This is a genomic window from Mycobacterium ahvazicum, from assembly GCF_900176255.2.
GTDB classification, from domain to species: Bacteria; Actinomycetota; Actinomycetes; order Mycobacteriales; family Mycobacteriaceae; genus Mycobacterium; species Mycobacterium ahvazicum.
The window spans coordinates 41,749-57,593 of the sequence record NZ_FXEG02000004.1; the positions used below are offsets into that span (position 1 = coordinate 41,749).

Consider the following 15,845-nt stretch of genomic DNA (forward strand, 5'->3'; position numbering starts at 1 on the left):
CATGTCCTGCGTGTTCTGTGCGATCGTCGCCGGGGAGGCTCCGGCCATCCGGATTTACGAAGACGACGACTACCTGGCGATCCTCGACATCCGCCCGTTCACCCGCGGGCACACGCTGGTGATCCCCAAACAGCACACCGTCGATCTGACCGACACCCCGCCGTCGACGCTGGCCGGGATGATCGCCATCGGCCAGCGGATCGCGCGCGCCGCCCGGGCGACCGAATTGGCCGACGCGACCAACATCGGGATCAACGACGGCAGTGCGGCCTTCCAGACCGTGTTCCACATCCACCTGCACGTGCTGCCCCGCCGCAACGGCGACAAGCTGTCGGTGGCCAAGGGGATGTTGCTACGCCGCGACCCCGATCGCGAGGCCACCGGGCAGATCCTGCGCGACGCGCTGGCACGCATCGACGCCAGTCAGTAGAACTGACTTCATGAGCAACCTCACCACCCTGGAGCGGATCTTTCTGGCTCCACTGCTGCGCGTTCACGACTCGCTCTACCGGAAAACCGACGGCCGGATCGGCCACCACATACCCGGCATGCCGGACAGCCTGCTGCTGCACACGATCGGCGCCAAGACCGGCCAGCAGCGCTCCTCCACCCTGAGCTACGCCAAGGACGGTGACTCGTACCTGGTCGTCGCGTCCTATGGAGGTAGCGACAGCGCGCCCGGCTGGTACCACAACCTGCGCAAGCGTCCGGAGTGCGAAATCAACGTCGGCTCGAAGCGCTTCGCGGTCACCGCGCGCAGCATCGGTCCCGATGACCCCGACTATGCGCGCCTGTGGCAGATCGTCAACAAGAACAACGCCAACCGGTACGAGGGCTATCAGACCCGGACGTCGCGGCCGATCCCGATCGTCGCGTTAACGCCTACCAAATAGCACTAACCTGCACAAAAGCACCAGCTAAGCCAACGGGGACGTTTATTCTGCCCTAGCACTGGTGAAGCCTCCATGCGTTCACCCGGGGGGACTGATCGGCTGGAGCGGCAATGAAGCGCTGGACGGGGATCCCGTGGCAGCGATTCGGGCTGTCCGCGCGCCTCGGGTGGCTCGTCGTCGCGGGATACGGCTGCGCCGGCCTGCTGATCGTCATCGCGGACGTCCGGAACCTGGAAGGCGCCTACGCGACCCGCCCGGTCGACGAGATCGCGCTGGCGGGGAGTCTGCTGTTCGGTTCGGCATGTTGTCTGCGAGCCGCGCGCTTCGCCGACGGGCGTCGAAGACTGGGCTGGCTGGCCATGGTGACGGCCCAGCTGGGCTGGGCGATCGGCGAGCTCATCTGGGCGTTCTACGACGTGCGCTCCCAGCTGGACCACGCATCGCACCCGGCGGCCGCCGAGATCGTGCTGCTGCTGTGGCCATTCGGCGCCATGACGTCCTTGGTGGCGCTGTCCAACGTGTCTCGGCACAGTTCGCGGCGGCTGGTGCTCGACGGCCTGATCCTGGTCACCTCGCTGCTCGTGGTGTCGTGGGTCTTCGTGCTGGAAAAGCAGCTGCGTGACACCACCGGCTCCCGGACCGCGACGGTCGCACAGGTGGTCAACGACGGCATCCTGCTGACGACGGCGATCCTGATGCTGTCCCGGGGCCGCCCCGGTGAGCGACCAAGCCGCAGCCTGGTGGCCGCCGGCATCGCGGTGATCAGCATTGCCGACATCACGATGGTGTTCGACACCGGGATAGGCAGCTATCACGTCAGCGATCTGGGCGACCTGGGCCGAGTGGCCGGACTGTGCATGATCACGCTCGGCGCCTTGGCCAGCGTCAACGAGACCACCCAGGTCTCGGCGTCGCGCAGCGAGGTGTTGTCGCGCACCCTGCTGTGGTTGCCCTACCTGCCGCTGGCGCTGGCCGCGGTCGTCGGATTCGGCGCCATCGTCCGGGCCCAGCACGGGGTGTTGACCGCTCTGCTGGGCATTCTCGTCGGCGCGGTGCTGGTCCGGCAATTCATCGCGCTCACCGAGAACCAGGAGCTGTTGTCGGCGGTCGCGCGGGAGGCGTTTCGGGACAGCCTGACCGGCCTGGCGAATCGGCCGCATTTCCTGCATCGGCTCGAAGACGCCGTCGCGGCTCGAAATGAAGACGGCGCACCGATAGCGGTGCTGTGCCTCGACCTGGACAACTTCAAGGCGGTCAACGACGGCCTTGGGCACCCGGCCGGCGACGAGCTGCTCATCCGGGTAGCCGGACGCCTCACCGCCGCCCTGCACGACAACGGCCTGATCGCCCGCCTCGGCGGTGACGAATTCGCGGTGCTGCTCGAAGGTTCCGTCGAAGAGTCCCAGGCCGCCGCGCAGGACGTGCTCGAGGCGTTCAGCGCCCCGATCGTGATCGACGGCGTGCCCGTCGCGGTGCGACCCAGCATCGGCTTCACCGTGGCCACGGCCGCGTCGACGTGCACCGTCGACCAGCTTCTCCGGCACGCCGACCTGGCCATGTACACCGCGAAACGGGAAGGCGGACACTGCGTCCGCAGTTTTGTGCCCGACATTCCGTTCTCCTATACATTCCCGCGGTCCACCGAGTCGGCGGTCTCGGCGGCCTCGGCGTTGCCGGCCAAACTGGCGGACTGGGTGCCCGTTTCGGCCGCCGTCTCGGGCGCCTCCGGCGCGCCACGCACCGCGGGGGCACACCCGAACACATCGATGCCGGCCGTCGCGGCGGACCCGCCCGAAGGCCCACAATGGGGACCGTTGCCAGTACGAATTACTATGGCGTTCTTGGCAATTGGCGTGATCACCTTTACCGCGACCAGCCTGGCCGGACTCAATGCCAAAGACACCGCCTTCACCAATATCCTGTACGCGGCGTTGAACCTGTTGGCGGCCATGCTCATTGGAGCACGCGCCTATCGCGTCGCGGCCGATCGACTGGCCTGGTGGCTGATTGCGCTCGGTATGGCAAGCTCGGCCGTCGGCGACTTTGTCTACCTCTTGCGGGTGCCCGACGGGCAGTCGCCCTCGGTGGCCGACGCCGAGTATCTGGCGTTCTACCCATTCGTCTATCTCGGGCTGCTGCTGCTCGTCCGGGCACGCCTGGCCGCCGTACCGATCCCGATCCGCCTCGATCCGCTGGTATGTGGTTTGGCCATGGCCGCACTGGGTGTGGCGCTGCGGGCCGGACCCTTCCACGCGGCGGCGACCCGGACGCCGGACACCGTCTTGGTAGGACTGCTCTACCCGTGGGGAGATCTGGTGCTGGCGGCCCTGGCCGCCGGCATGCTGCCAGTAGTGGGTTGGCGCAACGAATTTCGCTGGCTCTTACTGGTGGCCGGGCTGGTGGGATTTGCGCTCGCCGACACGGTTTATCTCTTCGAGACGGCCGCGGGCTCCTACCGGGTCGGCACCACGCTGGATGCCGCCTGGCCCGCGGCGTCGCTACTGGTGGCCATGGCCAGCTGGGCGCCCGCCGCGTCGGTACCGCCGGCACTCAAGCGAGGATTCGGCTCCTACGCCGTGCCGGTAGCGTGCACGGCAGTCGCACTGAGCGTGATCATCTTGGACGAAAACTCGCGACTGGCAACGGCTTTGGCGGCTTTGAGCCTGGTTACGGCCGCCGTGCGGTTTTCGCTGACGCTGCGCGACGTCAGCATGATGGCCGAAAGTTACAAGCACGCCATGACCGACGAGTTGACGACATTGCCCAACCGGCGGTCACTGGCCACCGCGCTGACGTCGATGTCCGACTCCCCGTCGGCAGAGCTCGACCCGGCACTCAAGACGCCGTCACGCAAGGCGTTGCTGTTGGTGAAGCTGTACGAGATCGACGAGATCAGCGACTCACTCGGCCGCCATTTCGGTGCCGAGCTGTTGCGCCATATCGCCGACCGGCTTGCCACGACCGTGCGCCGCGAGGATCTTCTGGCGCGGGTGACCGATGACGAATTCGCGATCCTGCTGACCGAGGGATCCGACCTGACCGGCGCCCGGGCCCAGGCGGGCCGCTTGCTCGAATCCCTAAGCGAGCCATTCGCATTGGACGCAATCACGGTGCGAGTCGATGCGCGCATCGCCATCGCGCTGTGCCCGGACCATTGCGAGCATCCGCAGGACCTGCTGAGTCGCGCCGAGGCGGCGATGCCGCACGCCAAATCCGCTCTGGGCAAGATCGCGGTCTACGACTCGGCGTTCGAGTTGCACCGCGACACCGACCCCAACCTCGTCGAGGAATTGCGCGCCGCGCTGTTCGAGGGTGAGGAGCCGACGCTGTATTACCAGCCCAAGATCAACACCAGCGACGGAAGCGTGCACAGCGTCGAGGCACTGCTGCGGTGGGACCACCCGACCCGCGGGGTGCTGCTGCCCGAAGAATTCCTGCCCGCCGCCGAACGAGCCGGGCTGATGCGCAAGATCGCTGATCGCACACTCAAACTCGCTCTCTCACAGATCCAGTACTGGCGCGAAAAGGGTGTCACATCGTCGGTCGCGGTGAACCTGGCGACGACCAACCTGCTCGACCTCGAGCTGGTCGGCTCGATCGAAAGGCTGCTGTGGGCACGCGGTTTGCCCGCCGACGCCCTGATCGTCGAGATCACCGAAAGCGCCCTGGTCGACTCGGCGCGGTCGCGTAACACCGTAGCCGAGTTGCAGCGCCTGGGGGTGCGCGTCTCGCTGGACGACTACGGCACCGGCTGGTCGTCGTTGGCGCGCTTGCAGGATGTCTCGGTCGACGAATTGAAGCTCGACCGCATTTTCGTGGCGCGGCTGGCCCAAGACGCGCGCTCGGTCGCCATCGTGCGGTCGACGGTGGCGCTGGCGGACAGCCTGGGCGCGGACCTGGTGGCCGAGGGAGTCGAAGATGAGGTCACGCTGAGCGCCCTGCAGCGATTCGGCTGCACGATCACCCAGGGGTTCGTACACACCCCGCCGTTGCCGCCGGCCGAGCTTGAGGAATGGATCAGTCACAATGTGCCCCAACAGAATCCGAGAACGTCGGAGCAGGCCGGGGTAGCCGACTAGAACAGCTCCTTGGCCAACAGCTCCAGCGTTGCCACCCGGCCCGGCGCGGTGGCCGGGTCGGTGCCGCGATGAGCCGACGCGACGGGGTTCACCATCACCTCGTCGACGCCGAACTGCCCGGCCAGCGCTCGCACCTGCTCGGCGGCCTGGGCCGGAGTGCCGAGGACGGCACGCGCCAACCCGCTGTCCACGATGTGCTGCTGAGCCGGCGTCAGTTCGGCCACCTCGGCCTCCTCGACCAGCGGGACCGGGCCCAGCGGCTGTCCGGTCCGCAGCCGAGCCATCATCTGCAAGTTGGGCAACATCAATGCCGTTGCCTCTTCCCGTGTTTCGGCTACGGCGGCGTTCACCGTCAAGAACGTCACGGGCTCGGCGGTCAGTGCGCTGGGCTCAAATCGCGTGCGGTAGATTTCGAGCGCCTCTTCGGTTCCGTTGCCGGAGAAGTGATGTGCGAACACATACGGCAGCCCCTTGGCCGCCGCCAAACGCGCCGAGTACATCGACGAGCCCAACAGCCACAACCGCGGTTCGCTCGCCGCGGCCGGCGTGGCCTTGAGCCGGTAGTCGCCGGAGCGCAACGGAAGCAGCACGCCGCGCGCACTCATCAACGCCGCGACGTCGTCGAGGTATTCGGGAAAGTTCTCGATGTCGCGATCTTGCTCGGCTGCTGAGCGGGCACCGCGCAACGCGTACGACGTGACCGGGTCGGAGCCGGGCGCCCGTCCGATGCCCAGGTCGATTCGGCCCGGCGCCGCGGCTTCCAGCAGGGCGAACTGCTCGGCGACGGCCAGCGGCGCGTGGTTGGGCAGCATGACTCCGCCGGATCCCAGCCGCACCCGCGAGGTCTGGGCGGCCAGGTAGGCCAGCAACACCGGCGGGCTGGTCGCGCCGACCGAGGGCATGTTGTGGTGCTCGGCGACCCAGTAGCGGGTGTAGCCCAGCCGGTCGGCGCTCTGCGCCAGCTGCACGGTCGCGGCCAGCGCGTCACCGGTCGACTGGTCGGTGCGTACCGGGACGAGATCGAGGACGGAAAGGCGCACGATGGCCTCAACGCATTCGGCGCGGGGTTCGTTCCCGGCTAGTAGTTGCTCGGCGTAATCGAATTCACGACGGCCTCGAACTGCTCCTGCGAGATCGGGGCCCCGCCGGGAATGTTGTCGGTGGCCAGGAACTGGGTGCGCTCGGTATAGCCGTGAAAGCGCTTGAAGTAGTTGGTGAAGCCGACCCCGTGGTCGACCCAGTCGCCCTGGCTGACCCGCTTGAGCTCGCCGGCCAGGATGTAGGCGCCCAGCAGCGCGACACTGGTCCCCTGGCCCGACAGCGGCGAGCAGCAGTACGCCGCGTCGCCGACCAGCGCCACCCGGCCGATCGACCAGTGATCCATCACGATCTGCGCCATCTCGTCGAAGTAGAAGTCCGGTGCGTCGCGCATGTACTTCAGCAGTTGTGGGCGTACCCAGCCGTCGCCGGCCATCCGCTGCTCGACCTCGGCGAATTGGGCTTCGATGTCGCGGTAGTCCAGCCGCAGTTCGGTGTCCATGAAGCCCAGCATGGCGCGCGCCTCGGTGTTGTTGCGGGCGCTGTAGACCCCGGCCATCGTGGTGTCGCCGTAGTGCCACATCTGCCAGAAGTCCAGATTCAGGAAATTGGGCACGGTGAAGATCGCGGCGTGCGTGCCCAGCCGCTTGATGAATCGTTCCTCGGGACCGAAAACCAGTCGGCGCACATTGGAATGCAGACCGTCGGCGCCGATCACCAGGTCGAAGCTGCGCGCGGGTGCACGTTCGAACGTCACATCGACGGCCAGGCCGCGGTTCTGCAGACCGGTGATGCTGTCGTCGAAGAGGTACTCGGTCGCGGGCTGCGTTGCCTCGTAAAGCAACTCGACCAAATCGTCGCGCAGCAGCTCGATGTCCGGGTTGTCGATGGGGCCACCGGTCGGCGTCGATTCGGTGTCGCGGGAGAGCTCGTTGCCGTCGCGGTCGACGACCGAGGAGCCGCGAATGCCCGTCTTGCGATCGGCGGCGGCGGCCAGCAGACCCATGCGGTCCAGCACCGTGAGCGCCGGACCGCGCACATCGATGGCCTGCCCGCCCGGGCGCAGGCCTGGGTGGCTCTCCACAACGGTCACCGAATAGCCATGCCGCCCAAGCCAATACGCCAACGTTGTACCGGCGACGCTGGCCCCGGAAATCAGTACTTTAACCATAGAAGGTCACTTAATCCCTGCCAGCTTCTTGGCTTCAATGAAGATATCGTCAAGCATTGCCGGAGTCAGCCTACCGGTGAACATGTTTTGCTGGCTGGGGTGGTAGCAACCCAGCAAACGCACGCCCGACGGTAACTCGGCGACGGCACCGTGGCCGAAGCGCGGCTTGGGCGTTGCTCGCATCGCGGTGACACCCGGCAGCCGCAACGCGATCTGCCAGCCGAACCCGCCAAGGGCGACGATGGTGCGCACGTGCTCAGCCACCAACCGCCATTCGGCTTCCAGCCAGGGCCAACACGTGTCACGCTCGGCCGGGGTCGGGGCGTTGGCCGGCGGCGCGCATCGCACCGGGGCGGAAATGCGAACCTGCTTGGTGTGCAACCCATCTGCGGCGTCCACGCTGGTCGGCTGGTTCACCAGCCCGGCCCGATACAGGGCGGCGTACAGCTGGTCGCCGGAGCGGTCGCCGGTGAACATCCGCCCGGTTCGGTTGGCGCCGTGCGCGGCCGGCGCCAGCCCGACGATGAAGATTCGCGGCCGTATCGATCCCCATCCCGGCACCGGCCGGCCCCAATACGGCTGGTCGGCGAACGCACGCCGTTTGGCCACGGCGACCTCCTCCCGCCAGGCGACCAGACGCGGGCAGGCGCGACAGACGCTGACCACGGCGTCCAGTTCCGGCACCGAGCCGGCCGCGCCGGCCAGCGCCCGGACCTGTGCCGCGTCGGCGGCCTTCGGGGTCCCCGGTTCGGCCGGATCGCCGGGCCATCCGGTGCCGGGCAGCACCGGCGAATCGAAGGCCAATCCGGTATTCGGATGAACAAGCACATGAACATCCTGCATTCAGCCGACAGGAGCACGAAATTCGGTGGCTGCCGCGATCGCTTTGGGGTTAGATTCTCCCGGCGATATTTATGACACATTCCAGCCGAGGTCCGGCACTTCTGATCCTGTTCGCCACGCTGGTGGCGACCGCGGGTACCGGCATTTCGCTGGTCGCTTTCCCCTGGCTGGCGCTGCAGCACCGGGAGAGCGCAGGCGACGCGTCGATCGTGGCAGCGGCGATGACGGTGCCGCTGGTGCTCTCCACGCTGGTCGCCGGGACCGCGGTCGACTTTTTCGGGCGCCGGCGCATTTCGCTGGTCTCCGATTGGTTGTCCGGCATGGCGGTGGCCTCGGTTCCGGTGATCGCCTGGCTATTCGGGGCGAATGCGCTCAATGTCGCCGAGCTGGCCGTATTGGCATTTCTTTCGGCCGGATTCGACCCCGCCGGGACAACGGCGCGCCAGTCGATGCTGCCCGAGGCCGCCGCGCGGGCCAACTGGTCGCTGGACCGCACCAACAGCGTGTACGAGGCGATTCTCAATCTGGCTTACATCGTGGGTCCGGGTATCGGCGGTTTGATGATCGCCACGGTCGGCGGCGTCAACACGATGTGGATCACCGCGGGCTGTTTTGGGTTGTCGTTCATCGCAATTGGGGTGCTGCGGCTCGAGGGCATCGGCAAGCCGCATCACGCCACCCGGCCCGACGGGTTGGTGTCCGGCGTCGCCGAGGGTTTGCGTTTCGTCTGGAACATGCGCGTGCTACGCACGCTCGCGTTGGTCGATCTGGTTGTCACGGCGCTGTATCTGCCGATGGAAAGCGTGCTGTTTCCCAAGTACTTCAGCGATCGTCACGAACCCGCGGAGTTGGGCTGGGCGCTGATGGCGCTCGGGGCCGGCGGCGTGGCGGGTGCCCTCGGTTATGCCGTGCTGTCGAAGTATCTGCGGCGGCGCACGGCCGTGCTGACCGCGACGCTGACGTTCGGTGCCGCGTCGGTCGGGATCGCGTTCCTGCCGCCGCTGCCGGTGATCCTGGTGCTGTGCGCGCTGACCGGCTTGGTATACGGGCCGATCCAGCCGATCTACAACTACGTGATGCAGACCCGGGCTCCGCACCATCTGCGCGGCCGGGTGGTCGGGGTGATGACGGGGCTGACCTTCGCCGCGGGCCCGCTGGGCTTATTGGTAGCCGGTCCGCTGGCCGACGCCGCCGGGCTGCGGGTCACGTTCCTGGCGTTGGCGGTGCCCATCATCGTGGTCGGCCTGATCGCCTGCGCGCTGCCGTCGCTGCGCGAACTCGATCGCGCGCCGGAGTTTGCTGAGGATTCCGCGCCGTAAAATCGGCACGTGAGCACCACAGTCAATGAAGACATGCTGGCCGGCCTGATCGCCGATCTACCGGACGGGATGGTGGTCACCGACCCGACCATTACCGACGGCTATCGCCACGACCGCGCCTTCGATCCGGCGGCCGGCACGCCGCTGGCCGTGGTGCGGGTGCGCTGCACCGAAGACGTGCAGAAAGTGTTGCGCTGGGCCACCGCCCACCGGGTGCCCGTCGTGCCGCGCGGGGCCGGCACCGGCTTGTCGGGCGGGGCGACGGCGCTGGCCAACGGGATCGTGCTGTCGACCGAGAAGATGCGCGACATCACCATCGACCCGGTCACCCGGACCGCGGTATGCCAGCCCGGGCTGCTCAACGCCGAGGTGAAGAAGGCCGTCGCCGAGCACGGCCTGTGGTATCCGCCGGACCCGTCGTCGTATGAAATCTGCAGCATCGGCGGCAATATCGCCACCAACGCCGGCGGCCTGTGCTGCGTGAAATACGGCGTCACCACCGACTACGTGCTGGGGATGCAGGTGGTGCTGGCCGACGGCACCGCGGTGCGGCTGGGTGGTCCGCGGTTGAAGGACGTCGCGGGGCTGTCGCTGACCAAGCTGTTCGTCGGCAGTGAAGGCACGCTGGGCGTCGTCACGGAGGTGACGCTGCGGCTGCTGCCCGCGCAGAACACGTCGAGCGTCGTGGTGGCCAGCTTCGCCTCGGTGGAGTCGGCCGTCGACGCGGTGCTGGGCGTCACGTCGCGGCTGCGGCCCGCAATGCTGGAGTTCATGGATTCGGCGGCGATCAACGCCGTCGAGGACATCTTGCGCATGGACCTGGACCGTGGGGCCGCCGCGATGTTGGTGGCCGGCTCCGATGAGCGCGGCCGCGCCAGCGGCCAGGACGCCGAACTGATCGCCTCGATATTCGCCGAGAACAAGGCAACGGACGTTTTCACTACCGACGATCCGGCCGAGGGCGAGGCGTTTGTGGCCGCGCGCCGGTTCTGTATCCCCGCCGTCGAGGCCAAGGGTTCGCTGCTGCTCGAAGACGTCGGGGTGCCGCTTCCCGCGCTGGGGAAGCTGGTGACCGGGATTGCCCACATCGCCGCGCAGCGCGACCTGATGATCTCGGTGATCGCCCACGCCGGCGACGGCAACACCCACCCGCTGATCGTGTTCGACCCCGCCGACGCCGCGATGGCCGCGCGCGCCCAGCTCGCGTTCGGCGAAATCATGGACCTGGCAGTCGGATTGGGTGGCACCATCACCGGCGAGCACGGGGTGGGCCGGCTGAAGCGGCCCTGGCTGGACGGCTACCTCGGGCCCGAGGTGATGGCGCTCAACCAGCGCATCAAACAGGCCCTGGACCCGCTGGGCATCCTCAACCCCGGCGCGGCGATCTAGTTCTACGGGTCGGCGTGCGGCGGCGGGTTGGCGGTGTGCCCAGACGGTGAAGGGAATCCCGGCGTGAATGATCAGCGGGCGCGGTGGGCGAGTTTTTCGGGAGCAAGGATGAAGAGGGTCTTGCCTTCTTGGCGGATCCAGCCGCGCTGAGTGAAGTCGGAGAGTGCTTTGTTGACCGTCTCACGGGAGGAGCCAAGGAGTTGAGCCAACTCTTCTTGGGTGAGATTGAGCACGACGCTGAGCGTTTGTTCGGTGCCGACCCCCCCGAATCGCTGCGCCTGGTAGAGCAATTGTTTGGCCACCCGGCCCGGAACGTCGGTGAAGATCAGGTCGCACAGCGTGTCGTTGGTGCGTCGTAGTCGGCGGGCCAGCATTGTGAGGAGTCGTTCGGCCATGCTGGGGTAGGCGGCGGTCCAGGCCCGCAGCGCACCGCGGTCCATCCGCACTGCCTGTACTTCGGTCAACGTGGCTACGGTCGAGGTTCGTGGTCCCGGATCGAACAGGGCGAGCTCGCCGAACATGTCAGTCGGGCCGAGCACTGCGATCAGGGTTTCGCGGCCGTCTGGAGTCTTACGCACGACTTTGACTTTCCCGGCGAGCACGACGTACAAGTCGTTGCCTGGTTCGCCTTCGGTGAACACGGTGCGGCGGGGCGGGAAGCTCACCTGCTCGAGCTCGCCCGCCAGGACGGCAAGGGCGTCGGGGCCAACGCCGTGCAGCATTGCAACTCGCGCTAGAACATCTTGCACCAGAGCGCCTTTCGCGTCCGCGGCGTCACGGGAAGTCCGGTGTGAGGGCTGCGGCACAACCATGTTTCGCGCACCTTCCCGGCGTGGTGTTCACGAAGAATGTTAGCTCATCTAACCCTGGCTTTGGCCGGGTGTGCGCAGGCCTCGCGAGTTACGACCGATCGGGTCCGGCAGCACTGGAGGGGCGGGTGACTGCCGGCAGCACAAGCGTATCGATGACGTTCCGCACTAAATCGGCGTCGACGGTCTGGCCGCTCAGGGCCCGTAGCAGACCCATCGCCACGATCACGTCGGCGACCAGTGACCAATCACGGTCGCCGGCTATCTCGCCGCGGTCGGCAGCTTGGGTGAAAATGGCTGACAGCACGCGGCGGCCTTTGAAGAGAATCAATTCGTCGAGCGCAGAAGCCATATCGGGATCCTGGGCAGCTTCCAACCCGACGCGCAGGATCAGGTCATTGGAGATCAGGTCGTCGTCGTTGCGGGCTACACGCTCGACGATGACCTGCAGATCACCCGATAGGCTGCCGGTATCGGGCGGGCCGTCGTCCAACAGATGCGGTCGCCAATAGACCAACGCGTCGGTGATCAGTGCCGTCTTCGATGACCAGCGGCGATAGATAGCAGCTTTACCGACACCGGCACGCGCGGCGATGTCGTTCATGTTGGTGGCGCTATAGCCTTGTTCGGCCAGAATCTCCAAGGCAGCGTTGAGGATTGCGGGATCACGTGACCGGTCGAGGCGCCCGCTGGTGCGTTGGCGCAGCTTGGACTCGGGTTCGGCGATACAGTCCTCGGGTCGACCAGACGTTCGCGTGTCACTCATCTGGTTGCCAGCAGCGGGATTGGCGCGGTGCTGTCGTCAGAATGCCGCCCGGGACGCGTCCTCGTGACGATTTTGAAGGTGTTCAGGGGCCACCAGAACCAGCGGCCGAGTGCCGCGGCGATCGATGGGGTCATGAACGCACGCACGATCAACGTATCGACGACGAGGCCGATGCCGATGGTCATGCCCAGTTGGCCGATGACACGCAGGTCGCTGACGATCATTGACATCATGGTAAACGCGAACACCATTCCAGCCGCGGTGACGACGCGTCCGGTTGCGCCCATACCTCGGATGATGCCGGTGTTGAGACCTGCGTGTATCTCCTCTTTGAGGCGAGAGACCACAAGCAAGTTGTAGTCCGAGCCCACTGCCAGCAGGATAACGATGGACAGCGGGATTACGATCCATTGCACTCCCAAGCCCAGGATGTCTTGCCACAGCAGCACGGACAGCCCGCATGCGGTGCCCAGCGACGCGGCCACGGTGCCGACGATCACCAGTGCTGCCACCAGACTGCGGGTGATCACCAACATGATCGCGAAGATCAGGATCATCGACGCGATGACAGCGATCATCAGGTCGGTCTTGACGCCGTCCTGCATATCGGCGTACATCGACGCGGTGCCGGCAAGCGAAACCTTCGCGTTGGCTAGTGGGGTGCTCTTGACGGCGTCCGCCACGACACCTTTGAGGTCGCGGACGTGTGCGATGCCTTCGGTAGAGGCGGGGTCGCCCTGGTGGGTGATGATGAAGCGGATCGCTTTGCCGTCGGGCGAGACGAACATCTTCAGGCCACGTTTGAAATCGGGGTTTTGAAACACATCCGGTGGCAGGTAGAAGAAGTCGTCGTTCTTGGCCTGGTCGAAGTACAGGCCAATCTCGGTCGCGCCCTTGGCCAATTCCTGTTGCTGGGCCTGGGTGCCGGCCATGGTGCTGTGGGTCGCGATCATGAAGTCGCGCATCTTTGTCATCGAGTCGATGGTCGACCTCAGAATTGGCAACATCTGTGGCATCAACTGATCCATGCGGTCCAGATCGGTTGTGAGCCCCTGGATCTGGTCACTGAGCGCGTCGATGCCGTCGATGGTGTCGAAGATGGAGCGCAGTGACCAGCAGATCGGGATGTCGAAGCAGTGCTTCTCCCAATAGAAGTAGCTACGCAGTGGCCGGAAGAAATCCTCGAAGTCGGAGATGTTGTTGCGCAACTCCTTGGTGGTTTCCAGCATCTCGTGCGTGCGGCCGACCATGCTGTGTGTGGTCGCGGTCAGCTCGGAGGTGATGGTGTACATGCGCTCCATGCTGGCGACGGTCCTGCTCATCTCGTCGGCCTGCTCGAGCATTTGAGCCGAGTTGTCGTTGTTGAACTTGGCGGCTTGCAGGGTGCCGGCGTTTTGCGCACCGAGCATGAACGGGATGGAACTGTGATCGATCGGTGCACCCAATGGGCGGGTGATGGTCTGCACCCGGTCGATGCCCCGCATGTGTGCCACGTTCTTGGCGACCCGGTCGATGACAAGCATGTCCGCGGGGTCGCGCAGGTCGTGATCGGCCTGCAGCATCAACAATTCCGGGTTCATCCGAGCCTGGGAGAAGTGCCGGTCCGCGACGCCCATTGCGAGGTTGGCGGGCATGTCGGCGGGGGTGAACTTCTGGTCGTTGTATTGCGGTACGTAAGTCAGCAGGCTGACGAAGCCGATGACGGCGACCATGGTGGTCACAAAGATGATCGGGATCGGCCACCGGACGACCGCGGTGCCGACCCTGCGCCAACTCCGCGTCGAGAGTTCACGTTTGGCGTCGAGCAGACCAAATCTGGACCCCACCGTGAGAATCGCCGGTGCCAGCGTCAGCGCCGCGGCGATGACCACCAAGACCGACATCGCGCACGGCAAACCCATGGTATTGAAGTACGGCAGTCTGGTGAAGCTCAGGCACATGGTGGCACCCGCAATCGTCAAGCCGGAACCCAGAATAACGTGCGAGACACCGTGATAGGCCACGTAGAACGCGTCTTCGCGATCCAAGCCTTTCGATCTTTCCTCTTGATATCGGCCCAGCAGGAAGATCACATAGTCCGTTCCGGCGGCCAAGGCCAGCATGGTCACCATGCTCACCGCGTACGGGGTCAAACCGATGATGTGCAGGTAACCCGCTCCGGCTGTAACACCCTGTGCGGCAAAGAGTTCCAGCCCGATGATGACCATGGACACCAGCATCGTCACGACCGAGCGGTAGATGGCGAGCAGCATCACGACGATGACGGCGACCGACACCAACTCCATCGTCGCCATGCTTTGGTGCCCCGCGACGCTGGTATCGGCGTTGAGCACACTGTTGCCCGCGACATGGGCCTCGATACCCGGAGGCGCGGGCACCGAAGCGACGATCTGACGAACAGCAGCCACCGACTCATGGCTTTCACTAGTGCCCTGCGAGCCGTTGAGGAAGATCTGCACGTAGGCGGACTTGCCGTCCACGCTCTGCGAGCCCGCCGCGGTCAGCGGATCACTCCAGAAATCCTGAACGTTCTGCACATGCTGGTGATCGGCAGTCAGCTTCGCGACGATCTCGTCGTAGAACTTATGCGCGGAATCGCCGAGCTTGTCTTTCCCCTCGAGCACGACCATCGCCGAAGAATCCGAATCGTACTGGTGAAAGACCTTGCCGATGTTCAGCATCGCCCGATAGGACGGCGCGTCGGTCGGGCTCATCGGCACCGACCGGCTCGCCGCGACGTCGTCGAGTGACGGGACCAGGATGCCCAGGCCGACCGCGACGAGCACCCAGAACACGATGATCGGCAGCGAGAAGACCCGGACCATCCGCCCCAAGAACGGACGATGGGGCTTCGAATGTTGGATGCTCATACGGATTTCACCAAGCAGTAGATGAACGGTTTGACCAAGTCGGTGCTGGCCCGGTCGTCGCGCACGTCGCCGTCGACCGTGACCCGGCATCGAAGGTCACTGACGTTTCGGTCACCCTGAGCCATGACGTTGGCCGACATCGAGGGCAGTGTCGTCACGATAGTGAACGACCAAGGCAGCGGCGTGTTTTCGATGAGGTGGGGTTGACCGTTCTCATCGAGGTAGTTGAGGTTCGCGGTGCCGCCGGACCCGCTGATTTCGTAGGTGATGTGCTTCGGGTTGAAGTTCGCGGTAATCCCTGACCCCTCAGCCGACTTCGGCGCTCGCGGTCCTGTAGACCCGTGAATGCGGACGATGGCGTAGGCGCCGAGCGCGACCACGACAACAAGAACCATGGGGATCCAGAAGCGCTTCATCAGCCGGTACAACACTGCATGCCCCCCCGCCCCCTGCTTCGTTCATTCAAGGCATGGCAGTCGAGTAGCCATGCCCCTCGCCATAACGGAACCCGAGTTCCATAACCGGACCGTCAGAAACTTACCCCACATACGGGCGGACACCCGCCCACGCGCGGTGAGCGGCGTCACCAAGGCTGGCCACGGCTGCCTGAAGCGCCGAGGCGGGAACGCCAAGTTCTACCACGACCGCACCGGCGAGACCTCGCCGAA

General features: G+C 65.7%; 12 protein-coding genes. 5 read left to right on the forward strand and 7 right to left on the reverse strand.

Features of this window, described 5'->3' with window-relative positions:
• The first annotated feature begins 1 nt into the window (after position 1).
• From MAAFP003_RS20785 to MAAFP003_RS20795, 3 genes are all read left to right on the forward strand, one after another.
• Positions 2–430 carry an HIT family protein gene (locus MAAFP003_RS20785; protein WP_096289625.1) on the forward strand — a complete coding sequence of 143 codons (429 nt, stop codon included), beginning with the start codon at positions 2–4 and terminating at the stop codon, positions 428–430.
• Between the two features lie 10 nt (positions 431–440).
• Positions 441–893, forward strand: coding sequence for a nitroreductase family deazaflavin-dependent oxidoreductase (locus MAAFP003_RS20790; RefSeq protein ID WP_096289626.1), 453 nt, complete (start codon positions 441–443; stop codon positions 891–893).
• A 110-nt stretch (positions 894–1,003) separates the two neighbouring features.
• Positions 1,004–4,972, forward strand: a complete 3,969-nt coding sequence (locus tag MAAFP003_RS20795; RefSeq protein WP_096289627.1) for a bifunctional diguanylate cyclase/phosphodiesterase — start codon at positions 1,004–1,006, stop codon at positions 4,970–4,972.
• Here the strand turns inward: MAAFP003_RS20795 and MAAFP003_RS20800 are convergent.
• Genes MAAFP003_RS20800 through MAAFP003_RS20810 form a run of 3 tightly spaced genes read right to left on the reverse strand, consistent with a single transcriptional unit; the run spans position 4,969 to position 8,024 of the window.
• A complete protein-coding gene (locus MAAFP003_RS20800; protein ID WP_096289628.1) occupies positions 4,969–6,012 on the reverse strand; it encodes an LLM class flavin-dependent oxidoreductase in 1,044 nt (347 codons plus the stop codon). The two genes, MAAFP003_RS20795 and MAAFP003_RS20800, sit on opposite strands and share 4 nt — an antisense overlap.
• Before the next feature lie 38 nt (positions 6,013–6,050).
• Positions 6,051–7,181, reverse strand: coding sequence for an FAD-binding protein (locus MAAFP003_RS20805; protein WP_096289629.1), 1,131 nt, complete (start codon positions 7,179–7,181; stop codon positions 6,051–6,053).
• 6 nt (positions 7,182–7,187) lie between these two features.
• A complete protein-coding gene (locus MAAFP003_RS20810; RefSeq protein WP_096289630.1) occupies positions 7,188–8,024 on the reverse strand; it encodes a uracil-DNA glycosylase in 837 nt (278 codons plus the stop codon).
• 71 nt (positions 8,025–8,095) lie between these two features.
• On the opposite strand from MAAFP003_RS20810, the gene tap reads away from it, so the two are divergent.
• Both tap and MAAFP003_RS20820 read left to right on the forward strand, forming a co-directional pair.
• The gene (gene tap / locus MAAFP003_RS20815) at positions 8,096–9,343 is read left to right on the forward strand and encodes a multidrug efflux MFS transporter Tap (protein WP_096289631.1); all 1,248 of its coding nucleotides are present in this window, start codon (positions 8,096–8,098) and stop codon (positions 9,341–9,343) included.
• 33 nt (positions 9,344–9,376) lie between these two features.
• A complete protein-coding gene (locus tag MAAFP003_RS20820; protein WP_096291302.1) occupies positions 9,377–10,732 on the forward strand; it encodes an FAD-binding oxidoreductase in 1,356 nt (451 codons plus the stop codon).
• 71 nt (positions 10,733–10,803) lie between these two features.
• On the opposite strand, the gene MAAFP003_RS20825 is transcribed toward MAAFP003_RS20820, so the two are convergent.
• From MAAFP003_RS20825 to MAAFP003_RS20840, 4 genes are all read right to left on the reverse strand, one after another.
• Positions 10,804–11,481 (reverse strand): Crp/Fnr family transcriptional regulator, encoded by a 678-nt coding sequence (locus MAAFP003_RS20825; protein ID WP_096291303.1) that lies wholly within the window; start codon positions 11,479–11,481, stop codon positions 10,804–10,806.
• A gap of 151 nt (positions 11,482–11,632) precedes the next feature.
• Positions 11,633–12,307 carry a TetR/AcrR family transcriptional regulator gene (locus MAAFP003_RS20830; RefSeq protein ID WP_096289632.1) on the reverse strand — a complete coding sequence of 225 codons (675 nt, stop codon included), beginning with the start codon at positions 12,305–12,307 and terminating at the stop codon, positions 11,633–11,635.
• Positions 12,304–15,177 carry an MMPL/RND family transporter gene (locus tag MAAFP003_RS20835; protein ID WP_096289633.1) on the reverse strand — a complete coding sequence of 958 codons (2,874 nt, stop codon included), beginning with the start codon at positions 15,175–15,177 and terminating at the stop codon, positions 12,304–12,306. Before MAAFP003_RS20835 ends, MAAFP003_RS20830 begins: the two co-directional genes overlap by 4 nt.
• Complete coding sequence (locus MAAFP003_RS20840; RefSeq protein ID WP_096291304.1) at positions 15,174–15,605, reverse strand: MmpS family transport accessory protein; 432 nt, start codon at positions 15,603–15,605, stop codon at positions 15,174–15,176. The genes MAAFP003_RS20835 and MAAFP003_RS20840 overlap by 4 nt, the downstream gene beginning before the upstream one ends.
• Between the last annotated feature and the right edge of the window lie 240 nt (positions 15,606–15,845).

What these genes read in the sequence shown, in the direction of transcription:
- MAAFP003_RS20835 (WP_096289633.1), bottom strand. Translation starts at nt 15,177, where the DNA reads ATGAGCATCCAACATTCGAAGCCCCATCGTCCGTTCTTGGGGCGGATG.
- MAAFP003_RS20830 (WP_096289632.1), bottom strand. Translation starts at nt 12,307, where the DNA reads ATGAGTGACACGCGAACGTCTGGTCGACCCGAGGACTGTATCGCCGAA.
- MAAFP003_RS20795 (WP_096289627.1), top strand. Translation starts at nt 1,004, where the DNA reads ATGAAGCGCTGGACGGGGATCCCGTGGCAGCGATTCGGGCTGTCCGCG.
- MAAFP003_RS20810 (WP_096289630.1), bottom strand. Translation starts at nt 8,024, where the DNA reads ATGCAGGATGTTCATGTGCTTGTTCATCCGAATACCGGATTGGCCTTC.
- MAAFP003_RS20790 (WP_096289626.1), top strand. Translation starts at nt 441, where the DNA reads ATGAGCAACCTCACCACCCTGGAGCGGATCTTTCTGGCTCCACTGCTG.
- tap (WP_096289631.1), top strand. Translation starts at nt 8,096, where the DNA reads ATGACACATTCCAGCCGAGGTCCGGCACTTCTGATCCTGTTCGCCACG.
- MAAFP003_RS20785 (WP_096289625.1), top strand. Translation starts at nt 2, where the DNA reads ATGTCCTGCGTGTTCTGTGCGATCGTCGCCGGGGAGGCTCCGGCCATC.
- MAAFP003_RS20820 (WP_096291302.1), top strand. Translation starts at nt 9,377, where the DNA reads ATGCTGGCCGGCCTGATCGCCGATCTACCGGACGGGATGGTGGTCACC.
- MAAFP003_RS20805 (WP_096289629.1), bottom strand. Translation starts at nt 7,181, where the DNA reads ATGGTTAAAGTACTGATTTCCGGGGCCAGCGTCGCCGGTACAACGTTG.